The sequence below is a fragment of the Pseudomonas guariconensis genome (genome assembly GCF_040822035.1).
Classification (GTDB): domain Bacteria; phylum Pseudomonadota; class Gammaproteobacteria; order Pseudomonadales; family Pseudomonadaceae; genus Aquipseudomonas; species Aquipseudomonas guariconensis.
The window spans coordinates 270,086-293,987 of the sequence record NZ_CP162012.1 but is presented as its reverse complement, the minus strand read 5'-3'; the positions used below and the strand labels follow the sequence as shown (position 1 = coordinate 293,987).

Here is a 23,902-nt window from a genome sequence, read left to right as displayed (position 1 = left end):
TCAGGCAAAGACCTGCAGGCTGCGCGGCGGCAAGGCCACCCAGATGTCCTGGGACCCCAGGCGCGGCATGGCCTCTGGCGCCAGCTCCGCCAGCAGCGAATGGCCAGGCAGGGCCTTGAGCTCGAAGCTCATGCGGCAGCGGTTACCCAGGAAGGTGATCTCCTGGACCATGGCCGGGAACAGGTTCTCCTCATGCACCACCGGGTTGACGGTGATCGCCTCAGGGCGACAGAACAGTCGACCGCTGCTGCTGTGCACCGCCCCAGGGGCCAGGCGCATGTTCATGCCCCCCACCTGGGCATGGCTGTCGCCGCTGCGCTGGAAGGGCAGCCAGTTGCCCTGACCGACGAACTCGGCCACGAACGGCGTGGCGGGCTGGTCGTAGATTTCCTGCGGGGTGGCGTACTGCTCGACCTGGCCGTTGTTCATCACGGCGATGCGGTCGGCCATCAACATGGCTTCGTCCTGGTTGTGGGTCACCATCAGGGTGGTGATGCCCAACTGGCGCTGAAGCTGGCGCAACTCGGTGCACAGGTGCTCGCGAACACGTGCATCGAGTGCCGACATGGGCTCGTCGAGCAACAACAGCGAAGGCGACGGCGCCAGGGCGCGGGCCAGGGCCACGCGTTGCTGCTGGCCGCCGGACAGCTGGCCGGGGTATTTCTTCTCGCTGCCCGAGAGACCGACCAGTTCGAGCATCTGCGCCACACGATGGCGTGCCTGCTCGCGGCTACTGCCGGTCAGACCATAGGCGATATTGGCCTCGACGGTCAGATTGGGGAACAGCGCATAGGACTGGAACAGGATGCCGTAGTCACGGGCCTGGGGCGGCAAGTGGGAGATATCGCGTTCGCCGATGTACAGCTCGCCACGGTCCTGGCGCTCTAGACCGGCGATGCAGCGCAGCAGCGTGGTCTTGCCACAGCCGGAAGGGCCCAGCAGACAGACCAACTCGCCGGCGGCGATGTCCAGGGAGACATCGTTGAGGGCCGTGAAGGCGCCGAAACGCTTGTGGATGTTGCGCACTTTCATTTGTGCGCCCGGGGCGGGGATAGCGTTGTTCATGGCAGGGCCTCATCGAACAGATGGGGCCATGCTAGGAACTCAATGCGAAGGTTATGTGGCTGGTAAGCAAAAGCTGCCGATAGTGCCATTCACGGATTTTTGTAGTGAACTCAACGGCGCTTTCACGGGAAACCCGCTCCTACAGGGTTCAGCACACACCCCCAAGGAGCCAACACCGATCTAGAACTGCGATCCCACCACCTCTTGTGCCACGCCCAGGAACGCCGCCGGCAACCTGGCCTGGCGCCGCTCCTTGAGGCAGTACAAGTACTCGTGCATCACTGGAGCATTCTCCAGCGTCAACACCCGCAGCTCCGGGTTATGCGGCACTTCATGGCGGGCAATGATGCTGATGCCGATGTTGCGCAGCACCGCCTCGCGGATCGATTCACGGCTGCCAATTTCCAACAGCGTCCCACCGTTGACCCCGGCCTCCTCGAGCATGCGCTCGGTCAGCTTGCGAGTGGTCGAACCAGGTTCACGCATCAACAGACAGTGCCCGGCCAGCGCGTCGATGGAAACTGCGTGGCGATGGGCCAGCGGGTGGTTGCGGTGCACCGCCACGACCAGCGGGTCGCTACCCAGCACGCGACGCACCAGACGATTGTCTTCCACCAGTTGGGAAGAGGCAGCGATGTCCACCCGGTAGTCCTCGAGCATCTCCAGCACCTGCTGGGAATTGCCGATTTCTACGGTCAGTTCCACCTGTGGCAAGCGTTCACGGAAGATCTTCACCAGATCGAGGATGTAATAGGGTGCGGTGGCGGCAATGCGCAAACCGCCCTGGGCCTGACCACTGTTGCGCAGCTCGAACTCGATGTCGGCTTCCTGTTGCAGCAAGGCCTTGACCATCGGCAACAGTCGCGCGCCCTCCTCGCTCAGCACCAAGCGCCGCCCACCCCGGTAGAACAGCTCAACTGCGTACTGGCTCTCCAGGTTGCGGATCTGCGTGGTCACCGTGGGCTGGCTGAGCCCGAGCTTCTTCGCAGCCAAAGTGATGCTGCCCAGGCGGGCCACCATGTAGAAGGCTTTGAGCTCCGCGCTCAGCATCGAATTACCTCTATTTACGCAGCAGGCGCAAGCCGTTGAACACCACCAGCAGACTCACGCCCATGTCGGCGAACACCGCCATCCACATGGTCGCCATGCCGGCGAAGGTGATCGCCAGGAAAATCGCCTTGATGCCCAATGCCAGAACGATGTTCTGCGTCAGGATCGCCGCACTTTGGCGCGACAGCCTGACGAAGGCGGGGATTTTGCGCAAGTCATCGTCCATCAGCGCCACGTCGGCGGTCTCGATGGCGGTGTCGGTGCCAGCCGCCGCCATGGCAAAGCCGATCTCGGCGCGGGCCAGGGCCGGCGCGTCGTTGATGCCATCACCGACCATGCCGACACGATGCCCTTGGCCGTACAGTGCCTCGATGCTGCCGAGCTTGTCCGCCGGCAAAAGGTTGCCTTCGGCGCGGTCGATGCCCACCTGGGCGGCGATGGCCTGGGCGGTATGGGGATTATCGCCGGTCAGCATGACAGTCTTGATACCCAGCGCATGCAGCTCGGCGATGGCCTGGCGGCTACTGTCCTTGACCGTGTCCGCCACGGCGAACAGCGCCAGCGGTCCGGAGCCGTCGAGCAGCAGCACGACGGTCTTGCCCTGGCGCTCGAGCTGGTCCAGTTCGGCCTCCAGAGCCGGCGAGCACAGGCCCAGCTCTTCGACCAGGCGATGGTTGCCCAGGTGATACAGGGTGCCGTCGATTTCGCCCCGCACGCCGCGACCAGCCAGGGCGGTGAACTCACGCACGTCGCTCAGCTCCAGGGCCTGCGCCTGGGCATGCTGGGCGATGGCGCCCGACACCGGGTGGTCGGAGCGCGCCGCCAGGCTTGCCGCCAACGCCTGGGCGCGGCCTTCGAACAACGGGTCGAGCACCTTGCTGTCGGTTTGTACCGGCTTGCCATGGGTGATGGTGCCGGTCTTGTCCAGAGCCAGGAAGTCCAACTTGCGCCCGCCTTCGAGGTACACGCCGCCCTTGATCAGGATGCCCTTGCGCGCCGCCGCCGCCAGGCCACTGACGATGGTCACCGGGGTGGAGATCACCAGGGCGCAAGGGCAGGCCACCACCAGCAGGACCAGCGCGCGGTAGATCCAGTCGAACCAGGCGCCGGCCATGAACAGCGGCGGAATGATCGCCACCGTCAGGGCCACCGCGAACACCGCCGGGGTGTAGATGCGCGAGAACTGGTCGACGAAGCGCTGGGTCGGCGCCCGGGCGCCTTGGGCCTCTTCGACGGCCTTGATGATGCGCGCCAAGGTCGACTGCCCTGCCGCCGCAGTGACCCGGTACTCCAAGGCACCGGCCTGGTTGATGGTGCCGGCGAACAGCTTGTCGCCGACAGCCTTTTCGATCGGCAGGCTTTCGCCGGTGATCGGCGCCTGATCGACGCTAGATTGCCCACTGACCACTTCGCCGTCCAGGCCGATGCGTTCACCAGGGCGCACGCGCACCAAGGCGCCGATAGTCACATCTCGCACCTCGACCTCACGCCATTGGCCGTCAGCCTGCTGCACCGTGGCCAGGTCCGGGCTCAGTTGCATCAGCCCACCGATGGCATTACGGGCGCGGTCCAGCGAGCGCGCCTCGATCAATTCGGCAACCGTGAACAGCACCATGACCATGGCCGCCTCCGGCCATTGGCCGATCAACACGGCACCGGTCACGGCGATGCTCATCAATGCATTGATGTTGAGGTTGCGGTTCTTCAGGGCGATCCAGCCCTTCTTGTAGGTGCCCAGGCCACAGCCGAGGATGGCTGCCAGCGCCAACAGCGCCACGACCCACTCCGGTGCCTTGCCGGAGAAATGCACGAGCTCGGCGGCGATCGCCGCCACACCCGACAACGCGAGCGGCCACCAACGGGGCTTGTGGGCCAGGGGCGCGGCTGGGGCATCGTCACCCTCAGCACTCATAGGCTCGGCTTTCATCCCCAGGCTGTCGATGGCCTGCTCGATCTGGGCCGTACCCTCCAGCGTGTGGCGCACGCCGAGCACGCGGTTGATCAGGTTGAATTCCAGTTGTTCGATGCCCGCCAGCTTGCCGAGCTTGTCCTGGATCAGGCTCTGCTCGGTGGGGCAGTCCATGGCCTCGATGCGGAAACGGCTGAGCCGTGCCTGGCCACTGGCCCTCTCGGTCAATTGCACCCTGGCTGGCGCGGCACTGGAGCTGCAGCAACCGTGACCATGGGAGGCATGGCTGTGCGCCTTGTCGCCATGATCGTGATCATGGCCGTGGTCATGCTGATGTTCGGGGCTGACAGGCTGGTTCATGGAATCATCCTTAACGTGAGCGCTGACCTCTGCAGGTATCCACAGAGTGGGTTGTTGCCAAGTGAACACCCTGTAGCCACTATAGGGTCAAGCCCCTCTCCTGGAGATTGCCATGAAGATCGGAGAACTGGCCAAGGCCACCGAGTGCGCCGTGGAGACCATCCGCTACTACGAGCGCGAGCAATTGCTACCGGCCCCCGCCCGCACCGAAGGCAACTACCGGCAATACACCCAGGCCCATGTGGAGCGCCTGACCTTCATCCGCAACTGCCGCACCCTGGACATGACCCTGGACGAAATCCGCAGCCTGTTGCGCCTGCGCGACAGCCCCGACGATTCGTGCGGCAGCGTCAATGCGCTGATCGACGAGCATATCGAGCATGTGCAGGCGAGAATCGATGGGTTGATGGCGCTGCAGGCGCAGTTGGTGGAGCTGCGCCAGCAGTGCAACGCCAAAGGATCGGAGTGCGCGATCCTTCAGCAACTGGAGACGAACGGGGCGGTATCGGTACCCGAAACCGAGCACTCCCACGTGGGACGCAGTCACGGGCATTGAGGGGGGGCTGCGAGCAGCCCAGCCCTCTCAGGGTCAGACCGCCATCGGCGCGGTCATCGGTGCATGGTGCTCGTACCCTTCCAGCCAGAAGTCGCTCGGCTCGATCTTCTCCAGCCACTCGGGCTCGTACTTGCCCGTCTCTGCGAACGCCGGCACGCGGTCGCTGATCACCAGTTTCGGCGCCGCCAATGGCTCGCGCTTCATCTGCTCGTTCAGCATGTCCAGGTGGTTTTCATACACATGGGCATCGCCGATGAAATAGGTGAACCAGCGCGGGGTGTAGCCGGTCAGCCGGCCGAATAGCGACAGCAGCGCCGCGCCTTCGGTGAGGTTGAACGGTGTGCCCAGGCCCAGGTCGTTGGAACGGATGTAGAGCGTCAGGGAAATTTCCTTGGTCTCGACATTGGGGTGGAACTGATACAGCAGGTGGCACGGCGGCAGGGCCATTTCATCGAGCTGGGCGCAGTTCCAGCCGTGGAACAGAATGCGGCGGCTGCCCGGGTCGTGGGCGATGGTGTCCAGGCACTGGCGCACCTGGTCGATGGCCTTGTACAGGATGACGAACGCCTGGCCGTCTTCTTCATCCTGGGCGATGCGGCGAAAGCCTGCCTTCTCGGCCATCTCGATGGCCGCCGGATTGCTCAGCGGGATGCGCTTGTAGCCCGGCCACTGGCGCCATTGCACGCCGTAGATTTCACCCAGGTCGTCGTGGCCCTGGCGGAAGGGATTGGCCAGCCACTGAGCGTTCTCGTTGGCGTTCTGGTCCCAGACCTTGCAGCCCAACTCACGGAACTGCCCGGCATTCTTCACGCCGCGCAAAAAACCCACCATCTCGCCGATCGCCGACTTGAACGCCAACTTGCGCGTGGTGATGGCCGGGAAGCCCTTCTGCAGGTCGAAACGCAGCATGGCGCCCGGCAGACTGATGGTGCGGATGCCGGTGCGGTTTTCCTGCAACGTACCGTTTTCGATGACGTCACGGACCAGGTCTAGATACTGTTTCATGGCTTACCTGTAGCAAGAACGGCAGGGGGATCGCCCCTGCCGTGAGAGTCAAACGGTGGCCTTGGCCGTAGGTTTGCGGTTGTAGGCCCACCAGATCAGGAAGATGCCGCCGGCGATCATCGGCACGCAGAGCAACTGACCCATGGTCAACCAGCCGAAGGCGATGTACCCCAGCTGGGCGTCGGGTACCCGCACGAATTCAACGATGAAGCGGAAAATCCCGTAGAACAGCGCGAACATGCCGGAAACGGCCATGGTCGGGCGCGGTTTGCGCGAGTACAGCCAAAGGATGACGAATAATGCCACACCTTCGAGGGCGAACTGGTACAGCTGCGACGGGTGACGCGGCAGTTGCGCCGGGTCGCTGAACGGCGGGAAGACCATCGCCCAAGGCAGGTCGGTGGCCTTGCCCCACAGCTCGGCGTTGATGAAATTGCCGATGCGCCCGGCGCCCAGGCCGATCGGCACCAGCGGGGCGACGAAGTCCATCAGCTCGAAGAACGACTTGTTGTTGCGCTTGCCGAACCACAATGCCGCCAGCATCACGCCGATGAAGCCACCGTGGAACGACATGCCGCCCTTCCAGACCTCGAAGATCAACGTCGGATTGGCCAAGTACTGGTGCAGGTCATAGAACAGCACATAGCCCAGGCGCCCACCGACGATCACCCCCATGGACAGCCAGAACACCAGATCGGAGAGTTTCTCGCGGGTCCAGGTGGGATCGAAGCGGTTCAACCGGCGCGAGGCCAGCAGCCAGGCGCCGCCGATGCCGATCAGGTACATCAGGCCGTACCAGTGGATTTTCAGCGGCCCGATGGCCACGGCCACGGGGTCGATCTGCGGGTAAGGCAGCATTGTCATTCCTCTCGGGTTAAATCAAAAAGCTCAGTCCGACGCAAAACAGCAGCGCGGCGAACAGGCGCTTGAGCAAACGCGGCGACAACCTGTGCGCCAGGCGGGCACCGAATCGGGCGAAGAACATGCTGGTGACCGCGATACCCACCAGCGCAGGAAGATAGACGTAACCGATGCTGTGAGCCGGCAAGTGCTGCTCGTTCCAACCCAGCCACATGAAGCTCAGGGCACTGGCCACGGCAATCGGCAAACCACAGGCCGACGAGGTCGCCACTGCCTGCTGCATCGGCAGGCTGCGCCAGGTCAGGAACGGCACGGTCAGCGAGCCGCCGCCGATGCCGAAGATCGCCGAGGCCCAGCCGATCACGCTGCCAGCAGCGGTCAGGCCAGGCTTGCCGGGGATACCACGGCTGGCCTTGGGCTTGAGGTCCAAGGCCATCTGCGCGGCGATCACCAGGGCGAACACGCCGATGATCTTCTGCAGCATCGGGCCTTGGATCAGCGAGGCAGTCTTGGCCCCGACCAGCGCGCCGAGCAGGATGCCCAGGGTCATCCAGGCGAAGATCGGCCACTGCACCGCGCCCTTGCGCTGATGCTCGAGCACGGCATTGATCGACGTGAAGACGATGGTCGCCAGCGACGTGCCGACGGCCAAGTGAGTCAGTACCGAAGGGTCGAAGCCCTGCAGGGTGAAGCTGAACACCAGCACCGGCACGATGATGATGCCACCGCCCACACCGAACAGCCCGGCCAACACACCGGCGCAGGCCCCCAACAGCAGATAGAGTACGAATTCCATTCGTCGCCCCTTATAGAAACAATCCGCCATGGTAGCGGAAGCCAGCCCCGTGGCTCTAGTGAACTCTCTGTCAGGTGATGGATAGACGCAGCCCTAGTGGGTAGAGTGGCCAAAACAACCGAGGCCCTGACATGTGCCTGATCGTTTTCGCCTGGCGGCCGGGGCACGCCCTGCCGCTGATCGTCGCGGCCAACCGTGACGAGTTCTACGCCCGCCCGACCCAGGCCCTGGCCGCCTGGGAGGACGCCCCGGGCGTGCATGCCGGTCGCGACCTGGAAGCCGGTGGCACCTGGCTGGGCATCGGCCCCCTGGGACGCTTCGCGGCGCTGACCAACATCCGTGACCCACAACAGCCACTCGGGCCACGCTCACGCGGCGAGCTGGTGGCGGCCTATCTGCGCGGGGACCTGGGCGTGGAGGCTTACCTCGACCAGGTGGCCAGCCGCAGCAGCCAGTACTCAGGATTCAATCTACTGGTGGGCGATGCAGGGCAGCTGGGTTACCTGAACGCACGCCAGACCTCGCCGCGCCTGCTGGAGCCTGGGGTGTACGGGCTGTCCAATGCCGGGCTGGATACGCCCTGGCCCAAGCTGATCAAGGCGCGTAATGGGCTGGAGGCGTTACTTGAGGATCCTCAGCCGGAGCATCTGCTGGCGTTGCTCGCCGATGCAGCGCCGGCCCATGACAGCGATCTGCCGGAAACTGGCGTGGGGTTGGCGACCGAGAAGCTGCTGTCGAGCGTGTTCATTGCCAGCCAGAACTATGGAACACGGGCGAGTACGGTATTGCTGGTCGATGACCAAGGACGGCGGCGAATCATCGAGCGCAGTTTCGGGCCCTTTGGCGGGCACTTGGGAGAGGTCGAGCTGCTGGTCTGAAAGGCATTGGTGTATCGGCCTCTTCGCGGGTTTACCCACGAAGAGGCCAGGAGTGATGTCAGAGGGTCTTGTTGGCCCCAGGCCCGATCATCCGCGCCAGCCCCAGGTTCTTCAGGGCCAACTGCAGCGAACTGTGGATAACCTGCGGGTTGTCATGGCTCATGGCATCGACCAGCAGTTCCTTGGCCTTGCTCATGTTGATCTGACGCAGCATCCACTTCACCTTTGGCAGGTTGGTGGCGTTCATCGACAGGCTATCGAAGCCCATCGCCATCAGCAGCACGGCGGCAGCTGGATCGCCGGCCATCTCACCGCAAATGCTCACCGGTTTGCCTTCTTCATGGGCGACGCTGACCACGGTCTGCAAGGCCTGAAGCACCGCTGGATGCAAGTAGTCGTAGAGGTCGGCGACGCGCGGGTTGTTGCGATCGACCGCCAACAGGTACTGGGTAAGGTCGTTGGAACCGACCGACAGGAAGTCCACCTGACGCGCAAGCTCGCGGGTCTGGTACACCGCGGCAGGAATTTCGACCATCACCCCGACCGGCGGCATCGGCACATCGGTGCCTTCGTCCCGCACCTCGCCCCAGGCGCGGTGGATCAGGTGCAGCGCCTCTTCCAGCTCATGGATGCCGGAGATCATCGGCAGCAGAATGCGTAGATTGTTCAGGCCCTCGCTGGCCTTGAGCATGGCGCGGGTCTGCACCAGGAAGATTTCTGGGTGGTCGAGGGTCACACGGATGCCACGCCAGCCCAGGAAGGGGTTTTCTTCCTTGATCGGGAAGTACGAAAGCGCTTTGTCGCCGCCGATATCGAGGCTGCGCATGGTCACAGGCAGCGGATGGAACGCCTGCAGTTGCTCACGGTAGATCGTCAGCTGTTCCTTCTCGCTGGGGAAGCGCTGGTTGATCATGAAAGGCACTTCGGTGCGGTACAGGCCCACGCCTTCGGCACCACGCTGCTGGGCACGGGCGACATCGGCCAGCAGCCCCGTGTTGACCCACAACGGCATGCGGTGGCCATCCGGGGTCACGCACGGCAGCTCACGCAGGGCATCCAGCCCCTGGGCCAGCTGGCGCTCCTCCTCGACCACGTCGCTGTACTGCTTGCGCAGCACCTCGCCCGGGTTGGTGAACACCTCACCCTTGTAGCCGTCGACGATCATTTCGATGCCGTCGACCTTCGAGTACGGCAGGTCGACCAGGCCCATGACCGTCGGGATACCCATGGCCCGAGCCAGGATCGCCACGTGGGAGTTGCCCGAGCCGAGTACCGAGACCAGGCCGACCAGCTTGCCCTCCGGTACCTCGCCGAGCATCGCCGGGGTCAGTTCCTCGCTCACCAGGATGGTGTTGTCCGGGTAGACCAGCGTCTGCGAGCGCGCCTCCTGGAGATAGGCCAGCAGGCGCCGGCCCAGGTCCTTGACGTCCGATGCCCGCTCACGCAGGTAATCGTCGTCCATCAACTCGAAGCGGCTGACGTGCTCGCCCACCACCTGGCGCAGGGCGCCCTGGGCCCATTGGCCGGTCTTGATGACCTGCGCCACCTCGCCGCCCAAAGCCGCGTCCTCGAGCATCATCAGGTAGACGTCGAACAGCGCGCGCTCTTCCGGGCGCAACTGGGTGGCGAGCTTGGCCGACAGCTTGCGCATGTCGGCGCGCACACCTTCCAGAGCGGTGTTGAACAGCTTGAGTTCGGTGTCGATGTCCTCGACGGTCTTGTCCGGGACCACTTCCAGATCGGCCGGCGGCAGCATCACCACGGCCTTGCCGACGGCGGCGCCCGGCGAGCCAGGCACACCGACGAAGCGCGCCTCCTGGATGCCCTTGCCCTGGCGGCCCAGGCCCCGGATGGAGCCGGTGGCCTCGGCATGGGCGATAACGCCTGCGAGCTGGGCGCTCATGGTGACCAGGAAGGCTTCTTCGCCTTCGTCGAACTGGCGGCGCTCCTTTTGCTGGATGACCAACACCCCGACCACACGACGGTGGTGGATGATCGGTGCACCGAGGAAGGAGGCGAAGCGCTCCTCGCCGGTTTCGGCGAAGTAGCGATAACGGGGGTGGGCGGCGGCGTCTTCGAGGTTCAGCGGCTCTTCCCGGGTACCGACCAGGCCGACCAGGCCTTCGTTGGGGGCCATGCTGACCTTGCCGATGGAACGTTTGTTCAAGCCCTCGGTGGCCATAAGCACGAAACGGTTGGTATCCGGATCGAGCAGGTAGACCGAGCAGACCTGGCTGCCCATGGCTTCCTTGACGCGCAAGACAATGATCCCCAACGCCGTCTTGAGATCTTTGGCGGAGTTCACTTCCTGGACGATCTTGCGCAGCGTATTGAGCATGGCTCGGGGTCGGACTCCGTCGTCAGTCGCGCGTCAACAGGCGCGGGGCTAGCTCTTTCAAGGCGCGGCGATAGACCTCACGCTTGAATGTCACCACCTGGCCCAAGGGATACCAGTAGCTGACCCAACGCCAGCCGTCGAATTCCGGCTTGCCGGTCAGGTCCATGCGTACCCGCTGCTCATTGCTCACAAGGCGCAGCAGGAACCACTTCTGTTTCTGGCCAATGCACAGGGGCTGGCTGTGGGTGCGCACCAGGCGCTGGGGTAAACGATAACGCAACCAGCCACGGGTGCAGGCAAGAATTTCCACATCCTCGCGTTCCAGGCCTACTTCTTCGTTCAGCTCGCGGTACAGGGCGTCTTCCGGCGTCTCGTCAGGGTTGATGCCACCCTGGGGGAATTGCCAGGCATCCTGGTTGATCCGTCGAGCCCATAGCACCTGCCCGGCATCATTCGTAAGAATGATCCCGACATTGGGGCGAAAACCATCCGGGTCGATCACGGCAGCAACCTCGCAAACGCATGTCAACGCATTGTTCCACAAAGCTCACGAGCGCAGCAACGCGCCCGCCAAGCTTATGTGAGGCGAGGTGAAAACTCTGTGTTCCATGGGGTCTTGCCGGGGCCCGGCTCATGAACGTCGCCGAGGGTCTGTAACGATATACCGCGGTTTCATGAAGGGTTGGTGACGGAGCATCGCAGCTGCGCCAGCGCCTACCTTTCAAAGCGGATCCAGGTGGAAGCTGGCCACCTACGATGGGGCGTGGAACGACCCCTTGGGGCTCAGATCGGCTTGGCGCCCATCAGTCCGGCGATGGAGAGCAAGCACACGCCACTGATCAACGCCAACGCCAGGGTGAAGCGCAACCCCGTGGGTTCAGCCTTGCGCAGCCGGTTGAGACGGACCAGCAACCACCAGGCAGTGAACGCGCCAACGCTGTAGATGACGCTGGAGGCCAGTAACCACGTCTGCCCCAGGGGCCAGCCGATCAGGTGCACCAGCCACCAACCGGTGAACGGCATGCTCACCAAGCAAACGCCCATCAACAACCAGACAAACACCAGAGGCCGGCGCAGCAGCTTGCCGTAGGCCTCGGCATCGCCACGACGGCGGGCAGCGACGGTCCAGGTCGCCAGGCCCAGCGCGCCCAGTAGCAACAACACGGTGGCACCGATGTGCAGGGCCTTGAGGGTGGTCAGGTATTCCATATCTTCACGTCCTTGAGCGATAGGGCAAGCTTAGTCGTTTAGCCCAGGAACAGCTTGTAAGCCGGGTTATCGGTCTCGTCCCAGTAGGGGTAGCCGATCTTGGCCAGTGCCGCCGGTACCAGGTGGCGTTCGTCGTCCGGTACCTGCAGGCCTGCGACCACTCGGCCATCGGCTGCGCCGTGATTGCGGTAGTGGAACATGGAGATGTTCCAGCGACCGCCGAGTTTATTGAGGAAATTGAACAGCGCCCCTGGGCGCTCGGGGAACTCGAAGCGCAGCACCATCTCGTCGCTGGCCCCTGCCGAGTGCCCGCCGACCATGTGGCGGATATGCAGCTTGGCCAGTTCGTTGTCGGTCAGGTCGGTGACAGGGAAGCCTTGCTCGGTCAGTTGCTGGACCAGCATCGCCCGCGGATCGGTTTCAGGGTGAGTCTGCACGCCAACGAAGATGTGCGCTTCCTTGTCGGCGTGGTAACGGTAGTTGAACTCGGTGATCTGGCGCTTGCCGATCGCCTCGCAGAATGCCTTGAAGCTGCCCGGTCGCTCCGGAATGGTCACAGCGATGATCGCCTCGCGCTTTTCGCCCAGTTCGGCGCGCTCGGCCACATGGCGCAGGCGGTCGAAATTGACGTTGGCACCCGAGTCGATCGCCACCAGGGTCTGGCCGGATACGCCATACAGCTCGACGTATTTCTTGATGCCCGCCACGCCCAAGGCGCCTGCAGGTTCGGTGATCGAGCGGGTATCGTCGTAGATATCCTTGATGGCAGCGCAAATCTCGTCGGTGCTGACCGTCACCACCTCGTCCACATACTGTCGGCAGATGTCGAAGGTATGCTGGCCGATCTGCGCCACCGCCACGCCGTCGGCGAACAGGCCGACCTGCGGCAGCACCACGCGCTCGCCTGCAGCCATCGCGGCCTGCAGGCAGTTGGAATCGTCCGGCTCGACGCCGATCACCTTGATCTCGGGACGCAGGTACTTCACATAGGCGGCGATGCCGGCGATCAGGCCACCGCCGCCGACGGGCACGAAGATCGCGTCCAGGCGCCCCGGGTGCTGGCGCAGGATTTCCATGGCCACGGTGCCTTGACCGGCAATGGTGTGGGGGTCGTCATAGGGGTGGATGTAGACGAAGCCCTTCTCGTCGACCAGCTTGAGCGAATAGGCCAGCGCCTCGGGGAAGGAGTCGCCGTGCAGCACCACCTTGCCGCCGCGCGAGCGCACGCCTTCGACCTTGATCTCCGGGGTGGTCTTAGGCATCACGATGGTTGCCTTGATACCCAATTCGCGCGCCGCCAGTGCCACACCTTGGGCATGGTTGCCGGCCGAGGCGGTGACCACGCCGCGGGCCAGTTCTTCTGGGCTCAGCTGCGCCAGTTTGTTGTACGCCCCACGGATCTTGAAGGAGAACACCGGCTGCAGATCCTCGCGCTTGAGCAGGACCTGGTTGCCCAGCCGCTTGCTCAACTGGCCAGCGCTCTGCAGCGGGGTTTCGACAGCGACGTCGTAGACGCGCGAGGTGAGGATCTTCTTGACGTACTGTTCGAGCATCGGGAAAGCATCACTGGCCGCGGGACAAGGCCTGGGAGTCTACCGCAGCGCTACGTCGGGCGACCACAGCGAAACCGAGGTTTTGCCGGCACTTGCGTCTATAATACCGGGCTTTGAAATCCCGCCCCTCTCGGAGCCCGCATGACCCAGGACCAACTCAAACAGGCCGTCGCCCAGGCTGCCGTCGACTTCATTCTGCCCAAGCTGGATGAGAAAAGCGTCGTCGGCGTCGGCACCGGTTCGACCGCCAACTTCTTCATCGATGCCCTGGCCAAGCACAAGACCGCCTTCGACGGCGCTGTCGCCAGCTCCGAAGCCACCGCCGAGCGCCTGAAGTCCCATGGCATCCCGGTGTACGAACTCAACAGTGTCAGCGAACTGGAGTTCTATGTGGACGGTGCCGACGAGAGCGATGCGCACCTGAACCTGATCAAGGGCGGCGGTGCGGCCCTGACCCGGGAGAAGATCGTCGCGGCGGTGGCCAAGACCTTCATCTGCATTGCCGACGCCAGCAAGCTGGTGCCCGTGCTGGGCGCCTTCCCGCTGCCGGTCGAGGTGATCCCCATGGCCCGCAGCCACGTGGCTCGCCAGTTGGTCAAGCTCGGCGGCGACCCGGTGTATCGCGAAGGCGTAGTGACCGACAACGGCAACGTCATTCTTGACGTGCACAACCTGCAAATCACCGACCCGGTCGGCCTGGAGTCGCAGATCAACGCCATCGTCGGCGTAGTCACCAACGGCCTGTTCGCGGCGCGTCCGGCGGACCTGCTGCTGCTCGGCACCGCCGAAGGCGTCAAGACGCTCAAGGCCGAGTAACCCTTCTGGGGCTGCATTGCAGCCCGTTGAAGACTTCGCCAGTTTCCACCGGTATCCGGTGGGAGTTGGCGACTTTGAGCTCAGACCTGCTAGCGACCCGCGTTCAATCTGTCGATTGCCTGAAGACGTAGAACAGGTTCGGCTCACTGACCAGATAGATGGTCCCCTCCTCGTCCATGGCCAGGCCCTCGGCCTGCGGCACACTGCGCTTGAGCCCCTGAAAGCCTTTGTTCAACGAAAGCGTGCTCAGCGGCCGGCCCTCCACATCCAGTTCCACCACCAACCGAGACTCATCCGACAGCGCCAGCAAATGCCCCGTGCGCTCGTCGAACTGCAGGCTCGACAGGTCACGCACGAACAACCGCGAATCGCGCTTGCGGTCCTGCACCACATGCACCGCATAGGGTTTTCCGGGTTTTCCGTGGGGGAAGCCGTGAATCTCGTAGATCATCATCGGGTCGCGCTCCTTGGCCACGAACAGGCGCTTGCCTGCCGAGTCGTAGGCTAGGCCTTCGAAGCCCTTGTTGCCATTACGGCCAATGGCCAAGGTGAGCTGCTCGGCATCGTTGGCGTCGAGAAACAGTGTGTCGTCGTCCAGATGCACGCGGATCAGCCGCTGCTCACGCTCGTCGGTGATCACATAACTGTTGGTTCCCACGTATTCCACCGCCTCGGGATCGCCGAAGCCGGTCAGGGGGACGCGGCGCAGGATGCGACCTTCCAGCGACAGTTCGATGAGTTCGGAGCGTTTGTTGGTGACGGTAAAGAGGGTCTTGCGGTCGGGGTCGAAGGTCAGCGCCGAGATATCGTCATCCAGCCCTGCGATAGGCTGGGCTTCGAGCGTCACACGGTAACGATCAAGGCCTATGCCCTGCTCGGCAGGCTGCCACCAAGCCTGAAGATTGAACCAGCCACGCTCGAACAGACGAAACTCATGGGCGGCCAATCCACCCGCCAGCAGCGCAAGGCACGGCACCAGAACAAGGAACAGGCGTGAACGACGACACATGAAGATAGATCCGATAAGAAAGGCCGGAATCTAATCATGGTCGACTGAAATAAAACTTAATGCCGTCAGTTCTTTCTGAAACGATAGAAAAGGTCTGGCTCACTCACCATGTACAGGTTGCCCTGGTCATCCGTCGCCACGCCCTCGGCGCGCGGAATGGTGTGCTTCAAGCCGTTGAAACCGCCGAGCAACGTCATGAAGCTGACCTGTTTGCCCTTTTCGTCCAGTTCCAGCAGCAAGTTGGAATCAGCCGACAAGACCAGCAAATGGCCCGTGCGGGGATCGATCCACAAGGCGGAGAGATTGCGCACATCGAGCTGGTCGCTGGGCACAACCTGCTTTTCGCCTTTGAGCGGGCTTTTGCCATCGGTGCTCCAGGCATACAGTTTGGGCGGACGCTCTTCACCCAACAGCAGACGCTGGCGGACAGGGTCCCAGGCGATGGCCTCGAAACCCTTGTTGCTGTTGGCTGACTTGCCCAGGTCGTGGTGCGGATGGTCCGCGTAGGTCAAGCTGGCGGTGCTGGCATCCACGCTCACCAGGGTCATGTCATGCTTGCGCTCGTCGACGATCGCGATCTGGCCATCGGCCAACACCGCGACCCCTTCGGGGTTGTCCCAGCCCACCAGCGGGATCTTGCGCAGCACATCACCCTCGAGGCTCAGCTCGACCAGGAAAGGGTTGTTCCCCATTACCGCGAACAGGGTCCGGGTAAACGGGTTGAACGCCAGGTCCGATGGCTCATCGTCCGACATGCCCGGCAATACCTTGGCATCGATGTCCGCCACGTAGTCCGGCAGCCAGACGCTTTCACCGCGCTCGACCTTGTTCTCGAAGCGCTCCTTGACCCACAGCACGGCGCGATCGTCCCAATGCATGATCACCGCCAGGACATAGCCCAACACTGCGACTACCCCTACCCATACCTGCCAACGACGGAAAATACCGCGCTTGCGAACTGGGCGTGGAGCACTGGAGGTAAATGCCATAGAAGAGCGCTTCCTGGTATCGCCGAGTTCTCCCTAACTTCGGCTAATGAAATATCCGGGGCATTATCCGGATGATTTGTGAAAAAAACGGCAAATATCGCGTTGAATACGATGACAGCCCGATAAGACTGTCATCGTCAGCGGGTCACAACACGCGGCTTTCGAAGCGGCTCGCGCCGGGAAGCTCCAACACCAACTCATCGCCCACCCTCAAGGGGCCGACGCCAACGGGTGTACCGGTGAGGATGACATCACCCGGGAGCAGGGAGAAGTGAGCGGCAATATGCTGGATGACCGGCACGATGGGGTTGAGCATCATCGCGCTGTTACCGTCCTGGCGGACTTCGCCGTTGATCGACAGGCGAATGCCGATATCGGTCAGGTCCTCGAAGGTGTCGGCGACCACGAACGGCGGCAGGACGCAGGCACCGTCGAAGCTCTTGGCCAGTTCCCAAGGCAGGCCCTTCTCCTTGAGCTTGGCCTGCACGTCGCGCAGGGTCAGGTCCAAGGCCGGGGCAAAGCCGGAAATGGCATCGCGCACTTCTTCTTCGCTGGGGTGGGTCGACAGCGGCTTGCCGACCAGCACGGCAATCTCCGCTTCATAATGCACGGCCCCCCGCTCGGTCGGGATCTTGAAACCACCCTCCAAGGGCACCACACAACTGCCGGGCTTTATGAACAGCAGAGGCTCGCTGGGGATTGGGTTGTCCAGCTCCTTGGCATGTTCGGCGTAGTTACGGCCTATGCAGACCACCTTGCCCAGGGGAAAGTGGATGCGCGTGCCGTCTAGGTACTGGTGCTGGTAACTCATGGCCGACTCCTCTGGATACTGCGTACTTATTCAGGAGCGAAGATCTTACCCGGATTCATGATGCCGTTCGGGTCGAACACCCCCTTTATTGCCTTCATGCAGGCAATTTCCTCAGGTGAGCGGCTGTAGCCCAGGTAGTCGCGCTTGGTCATGCCCACGCCATGCTCGGCGGAGATCGAGCCGTTGTAACGCTGGACGATCTCGAACACCCATTTGTTGACCTTGGCGCAGGTGGCGAAAAACGCGTCCTTGGCCATGTCATCGGGCTTGAGGATGTTCAGGTGCAGGTTGCCGTCGCCGATATGGCCGTACCAGACCACTTCGAAGTCCGGATAGTGCTGACCGACGATGGCATCGATGTCCCGCAGGAACGCCGGCACCTTCGAAACCGTGACGGAAATGTCGTTCTTGTAGGGTGTCCAGTGGGAAATGGTTTCGGAGATGTACTCGCGCAGTTTCCATAGGTTCTTGAGTTGGGTCTCGCTCTGGCTCATCACGCCATCGAGTACCCAGCCCTGCTCGACGCAATGCTCGAAGGTGGCCAGGGCTTCGTTGGCCACATCTTCGGTGCTGGCTTCGAACTCCAGCAGGGCATAGAACGGGCAATCGGTCTCGAACGGCGGCGGCACGTCGCCACGCCCCATGACCTTGGCCAAGGCCTTGTCGGAGAAGAATTCGAACGCGGTGAGGTCGAGCCGGCCCTGGAAGGCATGCAGCACTGGCATGATCGAGTCGAAGTCCGGCGTACCCAACACCATGGCGGTCAAGTTGCGCGGCGCACGGTCCAGACGCAGCGTGGCCTCGACCACGAAGCCCAGGGTGCCTTCGGCGCCAATGAACAGCTGACGCAGGTCGTAGCCGGTGGCGTTCTTGATCAAGCCCTTGTTCAACTCGAGCAGCTCACCCTTGCCGGTCACCACTTTCAGCCCTGCTACCCAGTTACGGGTCATGCCATAGCGAATGACCTTGATGCCGCCGGCATTGGTGCCGATGTTGCCACCGATCTGACTGGAGCCCGACGAGGCGAAATCCACCGGGTAATAAAGGCCGTTGTCCTCGGCGAACTGCTGCAACTGGCGAGTGATCACGCCCGGTTGGCACACCACGGTGCGGTCGAAGGCGTTGAAGTCGAGGATCCGGTTCATGTAGTCGAAGGCCACCACCACCTCGCCGTTGGCGGCCACCGCGGCGGCAGAGAGGCCGGTGCGCCCGCCCGAGGGCACCAACGCGACTTGATGTCGATTGGCCCAGGCGACAATGGCCTGCACCTGCTCGATGGACCGAGGGAAGACGATCGCCGAGGGCGCCGGTGGATAGTGCTTGGTCCAGTCCTTGCCGTAGGCCTCCAGCGAAGCCGGGTCGGTAAGAACCTTGCTCGGGTCGACCAGGGTCATCAGTTCATCAAGTACCGCGGTGTTGGTCATCGGCTGAACTCTCGAACTATTCATAGTCACCCTGAGCACTCTTCACCTGTCGGGATAAGCTCAGATTCTGTCGCGTATGCTAGCATAGCGCTCCCGCCGTTCGTGCTAAGGCCGACGCCGCGCCGCTTTACCCCCCCTGCCATTTTTCTCCGGGATACAGGTTTACGCAGATGAGCAAGACTTCTCTCGACAAGAGCAAGATCAAGTTCCTTCTTCTTGAAGGTGTGCACCAGAATGCGGTCGATACCCTCAAGGCTGCCGGGTACACCAATATCGAGTACCTCACTGGTTCCTTGCCGGAAGCAGAGTTGAAGGAAAAGATCGCTGATGCCCACTTCATCGGCATTCGCTCTCGCACCCAGCTGACCGAAGAGATCTTCGACTGCGCGAAGAAACTGGTCGCTGTCGGCTGCTTCTGCATCGGTACCAACCAGGTCGACCTGAACGCAGCCCGCGAGCGCGGTATCGCCGTGTTCAACGCGCCGTTCTCCAACACCCGCTCCGTTGCCGAGCTGGTGCTGGCCGAAGCCATCCTGCTGCTGCGTGGCATCCCCGAGAAGAACGCTTCCTGCCACCGTGGCGGCTGGATCAAGAGCGCGGCCAATTCCTTCGAGATTCGTGGCAAGAAACTGGGCATCGTCGGCTACGGCTCGATCGGCACCCAATTGTCGGTCCTGGCCGAAAGCCTGGGCATGCAGGTCTACTTCTACGATCCGCTGACCAAGCTGCCGCTGGGCAACGCCACCCAGGTGACCAGCCTGCATGAGCTGCTGGGCCTGGCCGACATCGTCTCGCTGCACGTGCCTGAGCTGCCATCCACCCAGTGGATGATCGGCGAGAAGGAAATCCGTGCGATGAAGAAGGGCTCGATCCTGATCAACGCCGCCCGTGGCACCGTGGTCGAACTCGACCACCTGGCCGCCGCGATCAAGGATCAGCACCTGATCGGCGCCGCCATCGACGTCTTCCCGGTCGAGCCTCGCTCCAACGACGAGCAGTTCGAAAGCCCGCTGCGCGGCCTGGACAACGTGATCCTGACCCCACACATCGGTGGCTCCACCGCCGAAGCCCAGGCCAACATCGGCCTGGAAGTGGCCGAGAAGCTGGTCAAGTACAGCGACAACGGTACGTCCGTATCGTCGGTCAACTTCCCCGAAGTTGCCCTCCCGGCGCACCCAGGCAAGCACCGCCTGCTGCACATCCACCAGAACATCCCCGGCGTACTCAGCGAGATCAACAAGGTCTTCGCCGAAAACGGGATCAACATCTCCGGCCAGTTCCTGCAGACCGACGAGAAAGTGGGTTACGTGGTCATCGACGTGGATGCCGAATACTCGGACCTGGCGCAGGAAAAACTCCAGCAGGTCAAGGGTACTATCCGCTCTCGCGTGCTGTTCTAAGTTACTGCGCTGCATAAAAAAAGGAGGCCCGGGTGGCCTCCTTTTTTTTGCCTGTTGTCCCGTCCTGAATAAGGTTTACACCTTTCCCCCGAGAATCTGGAGACCTCGATGGTGCATGGTGTGAAGCGAACACAGCGTGATTACTCGCTGACTTTTAAATTGGCTGTAGTGGATCAGGTCGAAAAAGGTGAATTGACCTGTACTCAGGCCCAGGAGCGGTACGGTATCCAGGGCAAATCTACAGTTCTGGTATGGTTGCGTAAGCATGGTCGGCAGGATTGGAGCCAAGGGGCGTCGATCCGGGCCGAGAGGAGCTTCGCGATGTCCGACCCCAAAACGCTCACTCCAGAGCAGCGGATCAAAGAGCTTGAGCAGCAGCTTGAGCTGATGAGCCAGAAGGCTCAGTTCTTTGAGACCGTCGTTGATGTCCTGAAGAATGACTACGGTGTATCGGTCGTAAAAAAGCGATCCGGCAAGTCCTCTCGCAAGGTCAAGTCGCAGGACTGAGCATTGCCAGGGCTTGTCAGTTTCTAGGCATTAGCCGGCAGGCTTATTACAAGCGCAATCGAGCTGCCGACAGTAAAGCGCATCAGGCAGATCGGGTTGTCGAGTTTGTTCAGAAAATCCGGATGCGTCAGCCGCGACTGGGAACACGGAAACTGCACTATCTGCTGCATTGCCAGCCTGATAAACGAGTCCAAGTTGGCCGAGACCGGCTGTTTGAGGTTTTGGGCGAGCGCCGCTTGCTGGTGCTGCCCAAGCGGGCGTATCACAAGACAACCCAAAGCTATCATCGCTTCTACCGTCATCCCAATCTTCTCAAAGCAGGCCCAAATCAGGTAGTTCCGTCAGGGCCAGAGCACGTCTGGGTGGCGGATATTACCTACCTGCCCTCCAGAAGCGGCCCGCTGTACCTGAGCCTGGTAACGGATGCATATTCCAGAAAGATTGTTGGCCATCATGTCCATGAAAGCCTACATGCCGAGTCGGTTGCACAAGCCTTTAGACAGGCCCTGCGCAAGCGGCGGCGCCACCAGCCGTTAGTCCATCACTCCGACCGCGGTATTCAATACTGCTCAGCGCTATACCAGTCGCTGCATACAAGGCACGGAGTTCATTGCTCGATGACTGACGGGTACGACTGCTACCAGAACGCTCTAGCCGAGCGCATCAACGGAATCCTCAAAACAGAGCTGTTGCTGAGTAACCCAGAAGATCTGGAGCAGGCACGGAAGATGGTTGATGAGGCCGTGCAGATCTATAACACGGAGCGGCCTCACATGGCCCTGAAACACAAAACGCCCGATGCGGTGCATCGGGCGTTTTGAGGCCTACCGGCCTACCTGAACAGGTGTAAACCTATTTCAGGACTAGACATGTGTATCGACGGTGTCTGTTTCGCGGGTAAATCGGAGCGCCGAACCGCCGCTCCCACAGGTCATGTATCGCTCTCAAGCATCTCGCTGTGCCAGAGGGCCGCGAAAGAGTCGGGATTTACTTCACCTGCACGGTGATCTTCTGCGACTCGACGCTTGGCTTGAACGGCACATGGAACCGGTCCCCCAGGACCAGTTGCAGGGTGTGCTTGCCTGGCGTCAGGGTGATGGTGGCTTCGGTCTGCGCCTTGCCGAAGTGCAACACTTGCGGGCCGGCCGGCAGTGGTGCGTTGTTCTCCGGCATCAAGGTGGTCGGCAGCGGCTGGTCAGCCGCAGGCTCTTTGTCGACATCAACCAGCAGATGATGGTGACCCGTGTGCGGGGTCGCATCGCCCGCAGGCTTGAGCCCCATGCCCTCGATGCCGAACTTGACCGTGAAGGTCTTGTCGACGGTCGCTCCGTCAGCGGGGGAAACGATGAAGACCTTGGCGCCCTCGGGCGGCTCCTGACTCTTCAGCGCGTCCGCGGCGCCCGCGAACACCGACACCCCCATCAACAAGCCGGCAACGGCAGCACGCGAAAATAGGCTGTTCATTCACATCTCCTGTGTTTCACTTTCATTGACTACTGTCCATTAACGAACCGCAGCGATAAATCACCATAGTTCAATTGGGCGCCAAGGTCTTGCCGGACAGGATCAGAAAAAATGATCGCCGCTCAAAACATTGCAGCGCAGCTAAGGTCATAGCCTGCATTCGACCGTAACAAGTCAGAAAGTCGCGGCGAAACATATTCAACTGCCAAAAGAAAATGGGGGCATTCATGCGTTTGAGCACTGGCGTACTTCTGGCACTTTTGATCAGCCCATTGGCCCAGGCCGAGCTGATAGACGACGTCAACGACCGGGGCGAGCTGCGCATTGCCGTGCAATCCGATACCCCACCCTACGCCTACAAGGAAAACGAACACCTGACTGGCTTTGAAATCGAGCTGGGCCAGGCCATCGCCAAGGAACTGGATGTGCGTGCGCAATTCGTCGAGGCCCCTGCGGATCAGTTGCTGCCTGGCGTTCAGAGCGGCAAGTTCGACATCGCCCTCGATCAGCTCGATGCCAAACAGACACTCGATGGGCAATTGGATATCAGCCAGCCCTATGGCGCCGACGCACGGGTGATTCCATTCCAGAAGGACAACCCGGCGTTCGAAAGCGCAGTGAACAATGCCCTGCAGCGCATCAAGGACGACGGCCGTCTGACGGCATTGGAACAGAAGTGGCTCAAGAACCAGGCAGCGAGCCAGTGATGGCCTGCCAAACGCTGCAGGGGGCATCGACCTTTATCGTCTGGCGAATCCTTGCTAGTGGCCCATACCTTCCAGCGCTCGCTGTGCGTCTTCGAGCTCCAGCTCGCTGAACACCAGCACGCCTTCGCGGCGCAACAGCGCTGTGGTCACCCCTTCCCCCGGGACCTTCACGCCGCTGAAGGTCCCATCGTAGGTCAACCGGTTGCCACATGAAGGGCTGCCTGCCTTGAGCACCGCCACACGGATGCCATGTTCACGCACCAGCGCCAGGGCCTGCCGGGCGCCAGCAAGAAAGGCTTCGCTGACATCCAACCCGGTCACCGTCACTACCTGGGCCTGCCCGTCCAGCACCGCCGCCCCCTGCCCCCCCGGAATTTCCGCTGGGGGGCGGGGTGTCGGCAGGCCGCCCGCCACTTCTGGACATAGCGGCACCACGCGGCCCTCGGCCTGCCAGCGCTGAAGAAGATCCGGGTGCCCGCTGTCGCGCCCGTCGTAGCGCACCGGCTGCCCCAGCAGACAGGCGCTGACCAGAACCCTGGGCAAATCAGAACGGTTCATTGCCACGACGGCGGAACCAGCCGGTCAGAGACAGGCGATCACGCCTGGCCGGCAAGACTTCATGGGGGATATCGCCAGACAGGAACACCACCAGGCTGCCCGCCTCCGGCTGCACATCCAGCTGCGCGTCCTCGGCGAGGAACATGCGCAACTGGCCACCGTCCTGGGGTTGCCAATTCTCGTTGAGGTAGAGGATGGCCGAGACCGCGCGTCGGTCGTCGTCGCGGAAACGGTCCACATGACGGCGATAGAAGGCGCCTGGTGGATACAAGGCGAAATGACACTCGAAGTCCTCAAGGCCCAGGTACAAGCCCTGGTTCAGCGCCTGGCGCAGGCTGTCCATGGCCGTCAGGTAACGGTCACAGGCCTCGGACTCACCCGGCTCCAGCCATTGGATGCGGTCGCCACGGATCGCTTCGCGCACCTCTTGTCCGGTGCCGCGCCCCACGCCGGCCGGGCTCAATTCGCCCTCGGCGGCACGGTGTCGGCACTCGGCCGCCAAGGCGCTGATCAATGCTTCGGGCAGGAAAAAAGGCTGGCGGGACCAACCACGGTTGGCCAGGTCGTCGACGATGGTAGAAAGCATCGGATATTCAAGAGAGATGGGCATGGCGCATAGTATCGACTCGCCGTGAAA

Annotated in this window: 23 protein-coding genes; 6 read left to right on the top strand and 17 right to left on the bottom strand. The window is 62.3% G+C overall.

Annotated features, from left to right (window positions below; all coding sequences use genetic code 11):
• The 3 genes from AB1N67_RS01355 to AB1N67_RS01345 form a co-directional block, all read right to left on the bottom strand.
• Positions 1-1,065 carry a putative 2-aminoethylphosphonate ABC transporter ATP-binding protein gene (locus AB1N67_RS01355; RefSeq protein WP_043208682.1) on the bottom strand — a complete coding sequence of 355 codons (1,065 nt, stop codon included), beginning with the start codon at positions 1,063-1,065 and terminating at the stop codon, positions 1-3.
• A 180-nt stretch (positions 1,066-1,245) separates the two neighbouring features.
• A complete protein-coding gene (locus AB1N67_RS01350) occupies positions 1,246-2,115 on the bottom strand; it encodes a LysR family transcriptional regulator (protein WP_043208684.1) in 870 nt (289 codons plus the stop codon).
• Between the two features lie 10 nt (positions 2,116-2,125).
• Entirely contained in the window at positions 2,126-4,384 is a 2,259-nt protein-coding gene (locus tag AB1N67_RS01345; protein ID WP_043208686.1) for a heavy metal translocating P-type ATPase, read from the bottom strand.
• Positions 4,385-4,496: 112 nt separating this feature from the next.
• Between AB1N67_RS01345 and cadR the strand changes: the two genes are divergently transcribed.
• Complete coding sequence (cadR, locus tag AB1N67_RS01340) at positions 4,497-4,940, top strand: cadmium resistance transcriptional regulator CadR (RefSeq protein ID WP_043208688.1); 444 nt, start codon at positions 4,497-4,499, stop codon at positions 4,938-4,940.
• A 33-nt stretch (positions 4,941-4,973) separates the two neighbouring features.
• Here the strand turns inward: cadR and AB1N67_RS01335 are convergent, their stop codons facing one another.
• Genes AB1N67_RS01335 through AB1N67_RS01325 form a run of 3 tightly spaced genes read right to left on the bottom strand, consistent with a single transcriptional unit; the run spans position 4,974 to position 7,602 of the window.
• Positions 4,974-5,945 (bottom strand): thymidylate synthase, encoded by a 972-nt coding sequence (locus AB1N67_RS01335; protein WP_043208690.1) that lies wholly within the window; start codon positions 5,943-5,945, stop codon positions 4,974-4,976.
• A 48-nt stretch (positions 5,946-5,993) separates the two neighbouring features.
• Entirely contained in the window at positions 5,994-6,803 is an 810-nt protein-coding gene (gene lgt, locus AB1N67_RS01330) for a prolipoprotein diacylglyceryl transferase (protein ID WP_043208691.1), read from the bottom strand.
• Between the two features lie 16 nt (positions 6,804-6,819).
• Positions 6,820-7,602, bottom strand: coding sequence for a sulfite exporter TauE/SafE family protein (locus AB1N67_RS01325; RefSeq protein ID WP_043208693.1), 783 nt, complete (start codon positions 7,600-7,602; stop codon positions 6,820-6,822).
• A gap of 131 nt (positions 7,603-7,733) precedes the next feature.
• Here AB1N67_RS01325 and AB1N67_RS01320 point away from each other — a divergent pair, with 131 nt between their 5' ends.
• Positions 7,734-8,480, top strand: a complete 747-nt coding sequence (locus AB1N67_RS01320) for an NRDE family protein (protein WP_102081415.1) — start codon at positions 7,734-7,736, stop codon at positions 8,478-8,480.
• A gap of 58 nt (positions 8,481-8,538) precedes the next feature.
• Here the strand turns inward: AB1N67_RS01320 and ptsP are convergent, their stop codons facing one another.
• The 4 genes from ptsP to ilvA all read right to left on the bottom strand — a co-directional run bounded on the left by ptsP (position 8,539) and on the right by ilvA (position 13,580).
• Entirely contained in the window at positions 8,539-10,818 is a 2,280-nt protein-coding gene (ptsP, locus tag AB1N67_RS01315; RefSeq protein ID WP_070571747.1) for a phosphoenolpyruvate--protein phosphotransferase, read from the bottom strand.
• Positions 10,819-10,840: 22 nt separating this feature from the next.
• Positions 10,841-11,320: an RNA pyrophosphohydrolase gene (locus AB1N67_RS01310; RefSeq protein WP_029614755.1), complete on the bottom strand. Its 480-nt coding sequence runs from the start codon at positions 11,318-11,320 to the stop codon at positions 10,841-10,843.
• Between the two features lie 281 nt (positions 11,321-11,601).
• Positions 11,602-12,027, bottom strand: coding sequence for a DUF2269 family protein (locus tag AB1N67_RS01305; protein ID WP_102081414.1), 426 nt, complete (start codon positions 12,025-12,027; stop codon positions 11,602-11,604).
• A gap of 38 nt (positions 12,028-12,065) precedes the next feature.
• On the bottom strand, positions 12,066-13,580 hold the full coding sequence (gene ilvA, locus AB1N67_RS01300) for a threonine ammonia-lyase, biosynthetic (RefSeq protein WP_090343422.1): 1,515 nt from the start codon (positions 13,578-13,580) through the stop codon (positions 12,066-12,068).
• A 141-nt stretch (positions 13,581-13,721) separates the two neighbouring features.
• On the opposite strand from ilvA, the gene rpiA reads away from it, so the two are divergent.
• Positions 13,722-14,396, top strand: coding sequence for a ribose-5-phosphate isomerase RpiA (rpiA, locus tag AB1N67_RS01295; RefSeq protein WP_043211467.1), 675 nt, complete (start codon positions 13,722-13,724; stop codon positions 14,394-14,396).
• A 103-nt stretch (positions 14,397-14,499) separates the two neighbouring features.
• Here rpiA and AB1N67_RS01290 read toward each other — a convergent pair whose 3' ends face one another.
• From AB1N67_RS01290 to AB1N67_RS01275, 4 genes are all read right to left on the bottom strand, one after another.
• The gene (locus tag AB1N67_RS01290) at positions 14,500-15,405 is read right to left on the bottom strand and encodes an SdiA-regulated domain-containing protein (RefSeq protein ID WP_043211469.1); all 906 of its coding nucleotides are present in this window, start codon (positions 15,403-15,405) and stop codon (positions 14,500-14,502) included.
• A gap of 65 nt (positions 15,406-15,470) precedes the next feature.
• On the bottom strand, positions 15,471-16,394 hold the full coding sequence (locus AB1N67_RS01285) for an SdiA-regulated domain-containing protein (RefSeq protein ID WP_090343424.1): 924 nt from the start codon (positions 16,392-16,394) through the stop codon (positions 15,471-15,473).
• Positions 16,395-16,539: 145 nt separating this feature from the next.
• Entirely contained in the window at positions 16,540-17,205 is a 666-nt protein-coding gene (locus AB1N67_RS01280) for a fumarylacetoacetate hydrolase family protein (protein WP_102081413.1), read from the bottom strand.
• 26 nt (positions 17,206-17,231) lie between these two features.
• Positions 17,232-18,629 (bottom strand): FAD-binding oxidoreductase, encoded by a 1,398-nt coding sequence (locus AB1N67_RS01275; RefSeq protein WP_090343430.1) that lies wholly within the window; start codon positions 18,627-18,629, stop codon positions 17,232-17,234.
• Positions 18,630-18,799: 170 nt separating this feature from the next.
• Here AB1N67_RS01275 and serA point away from each other — a divergent pair, with 170 nt between their 5' ends.
• Both serA and AB1N67_RS01265 read left to right on the top strand, forming a co-directional pair.
• Entirely contained in the window at positions 18,800-20,029 is a 1,230-nt protein-coding gene (serA, locus tag AB1N67_RS01270) for a phosphoglycerate dehydrogenase (protein WP_043211478.1), read from the top strand.
• A gap of 108 nt (positions 20,030-20,137) precedes the next feature.
• Positions 20,138-21,357, top strand: a protein-coding gene (locus AB1N67_RS01265; RefSeq protein ID WP_102081846.1) for an IS3 family transposase whose coding sequence is annotated in 2 segments (ribosomal slippage) — positions 20,138-20,486 and positions 20,486-21,357 — 1,221 coding nt in all. Because the reading frame shifts where the segments join, the coding sequence is not laid out codon by codon here.
• Positions 21,358-21,523: 166 nt separating this feature from the next.
• Here the strand turns inward: AB1N67_RS01265 and AB1N67_RS01260 are convergent.
• Positions 21,524-22,000: a DUF4399 domain-containing protein gene (locus AB1N67_RS01260; protein ID WP_043211481.1), complete on the bottom strand. Its 477-nt coding sequence runs from the start codon at positions 21,998-22,000 to the stop codon at positions 21,524-21,526.
• A 227-nt stretch (positions 22,001-22,227) separates the two neighbouring features.
• Here AB1N67_RS01260 and AB1N67_RS01255 point away from each other — a divergent pair, with 227 nt between their 5' ends.
• On the top strand, positions 22,228-22,707 hold the full coding sequence (locus AB1N67_RS01255; protein WP_043211568.1) for a transporter substrate-binding domain-containing protein: 480 nt from the start codon (positions 22,228-22,230) through the stop codon (positions 22,705-22,707).
• Positions 22,708-22,761: 54 nt separating this feature from the next.
• On the opposite strand, the gene AB1N67_RS01250 is transcribed toward AB1N67_RS01255, so the two are convergent.
• Both AB1N67_RS01250 and AB1N67_RS01245 read right to left on the bottom strand, forming a co-directional pair.
• Positions 22,762-23,265, bottom strand: a complete 504-nt coding sequence (locus tag AB1N67_RS01250; protein WP_102081412.1) for a DUF523 domain-containing protein — start codon at positions 23,263-23,265, stop codon at positions 22,762-22,764.
• Positions 23,252-23,887 carry a 2OG-Fe(II) oxygenase gene (locus AB1N67_RS01245; RefSeq protein ID WP_232092096.1) on the bottom strand — a complete coding sequence of 212 codons (636 nt, stop codon included), beginning with the start codon at positions 23,885-23,887 and terminating at the stop codon, positions 23,252-23,254. Before AB1N67_RS01245 ends, AB1N67_RS01250 begins: the two co-directional genes overlap by 14 nt.
• Positions 23,888-23,902: the final 15 nt, after the last annotated feature.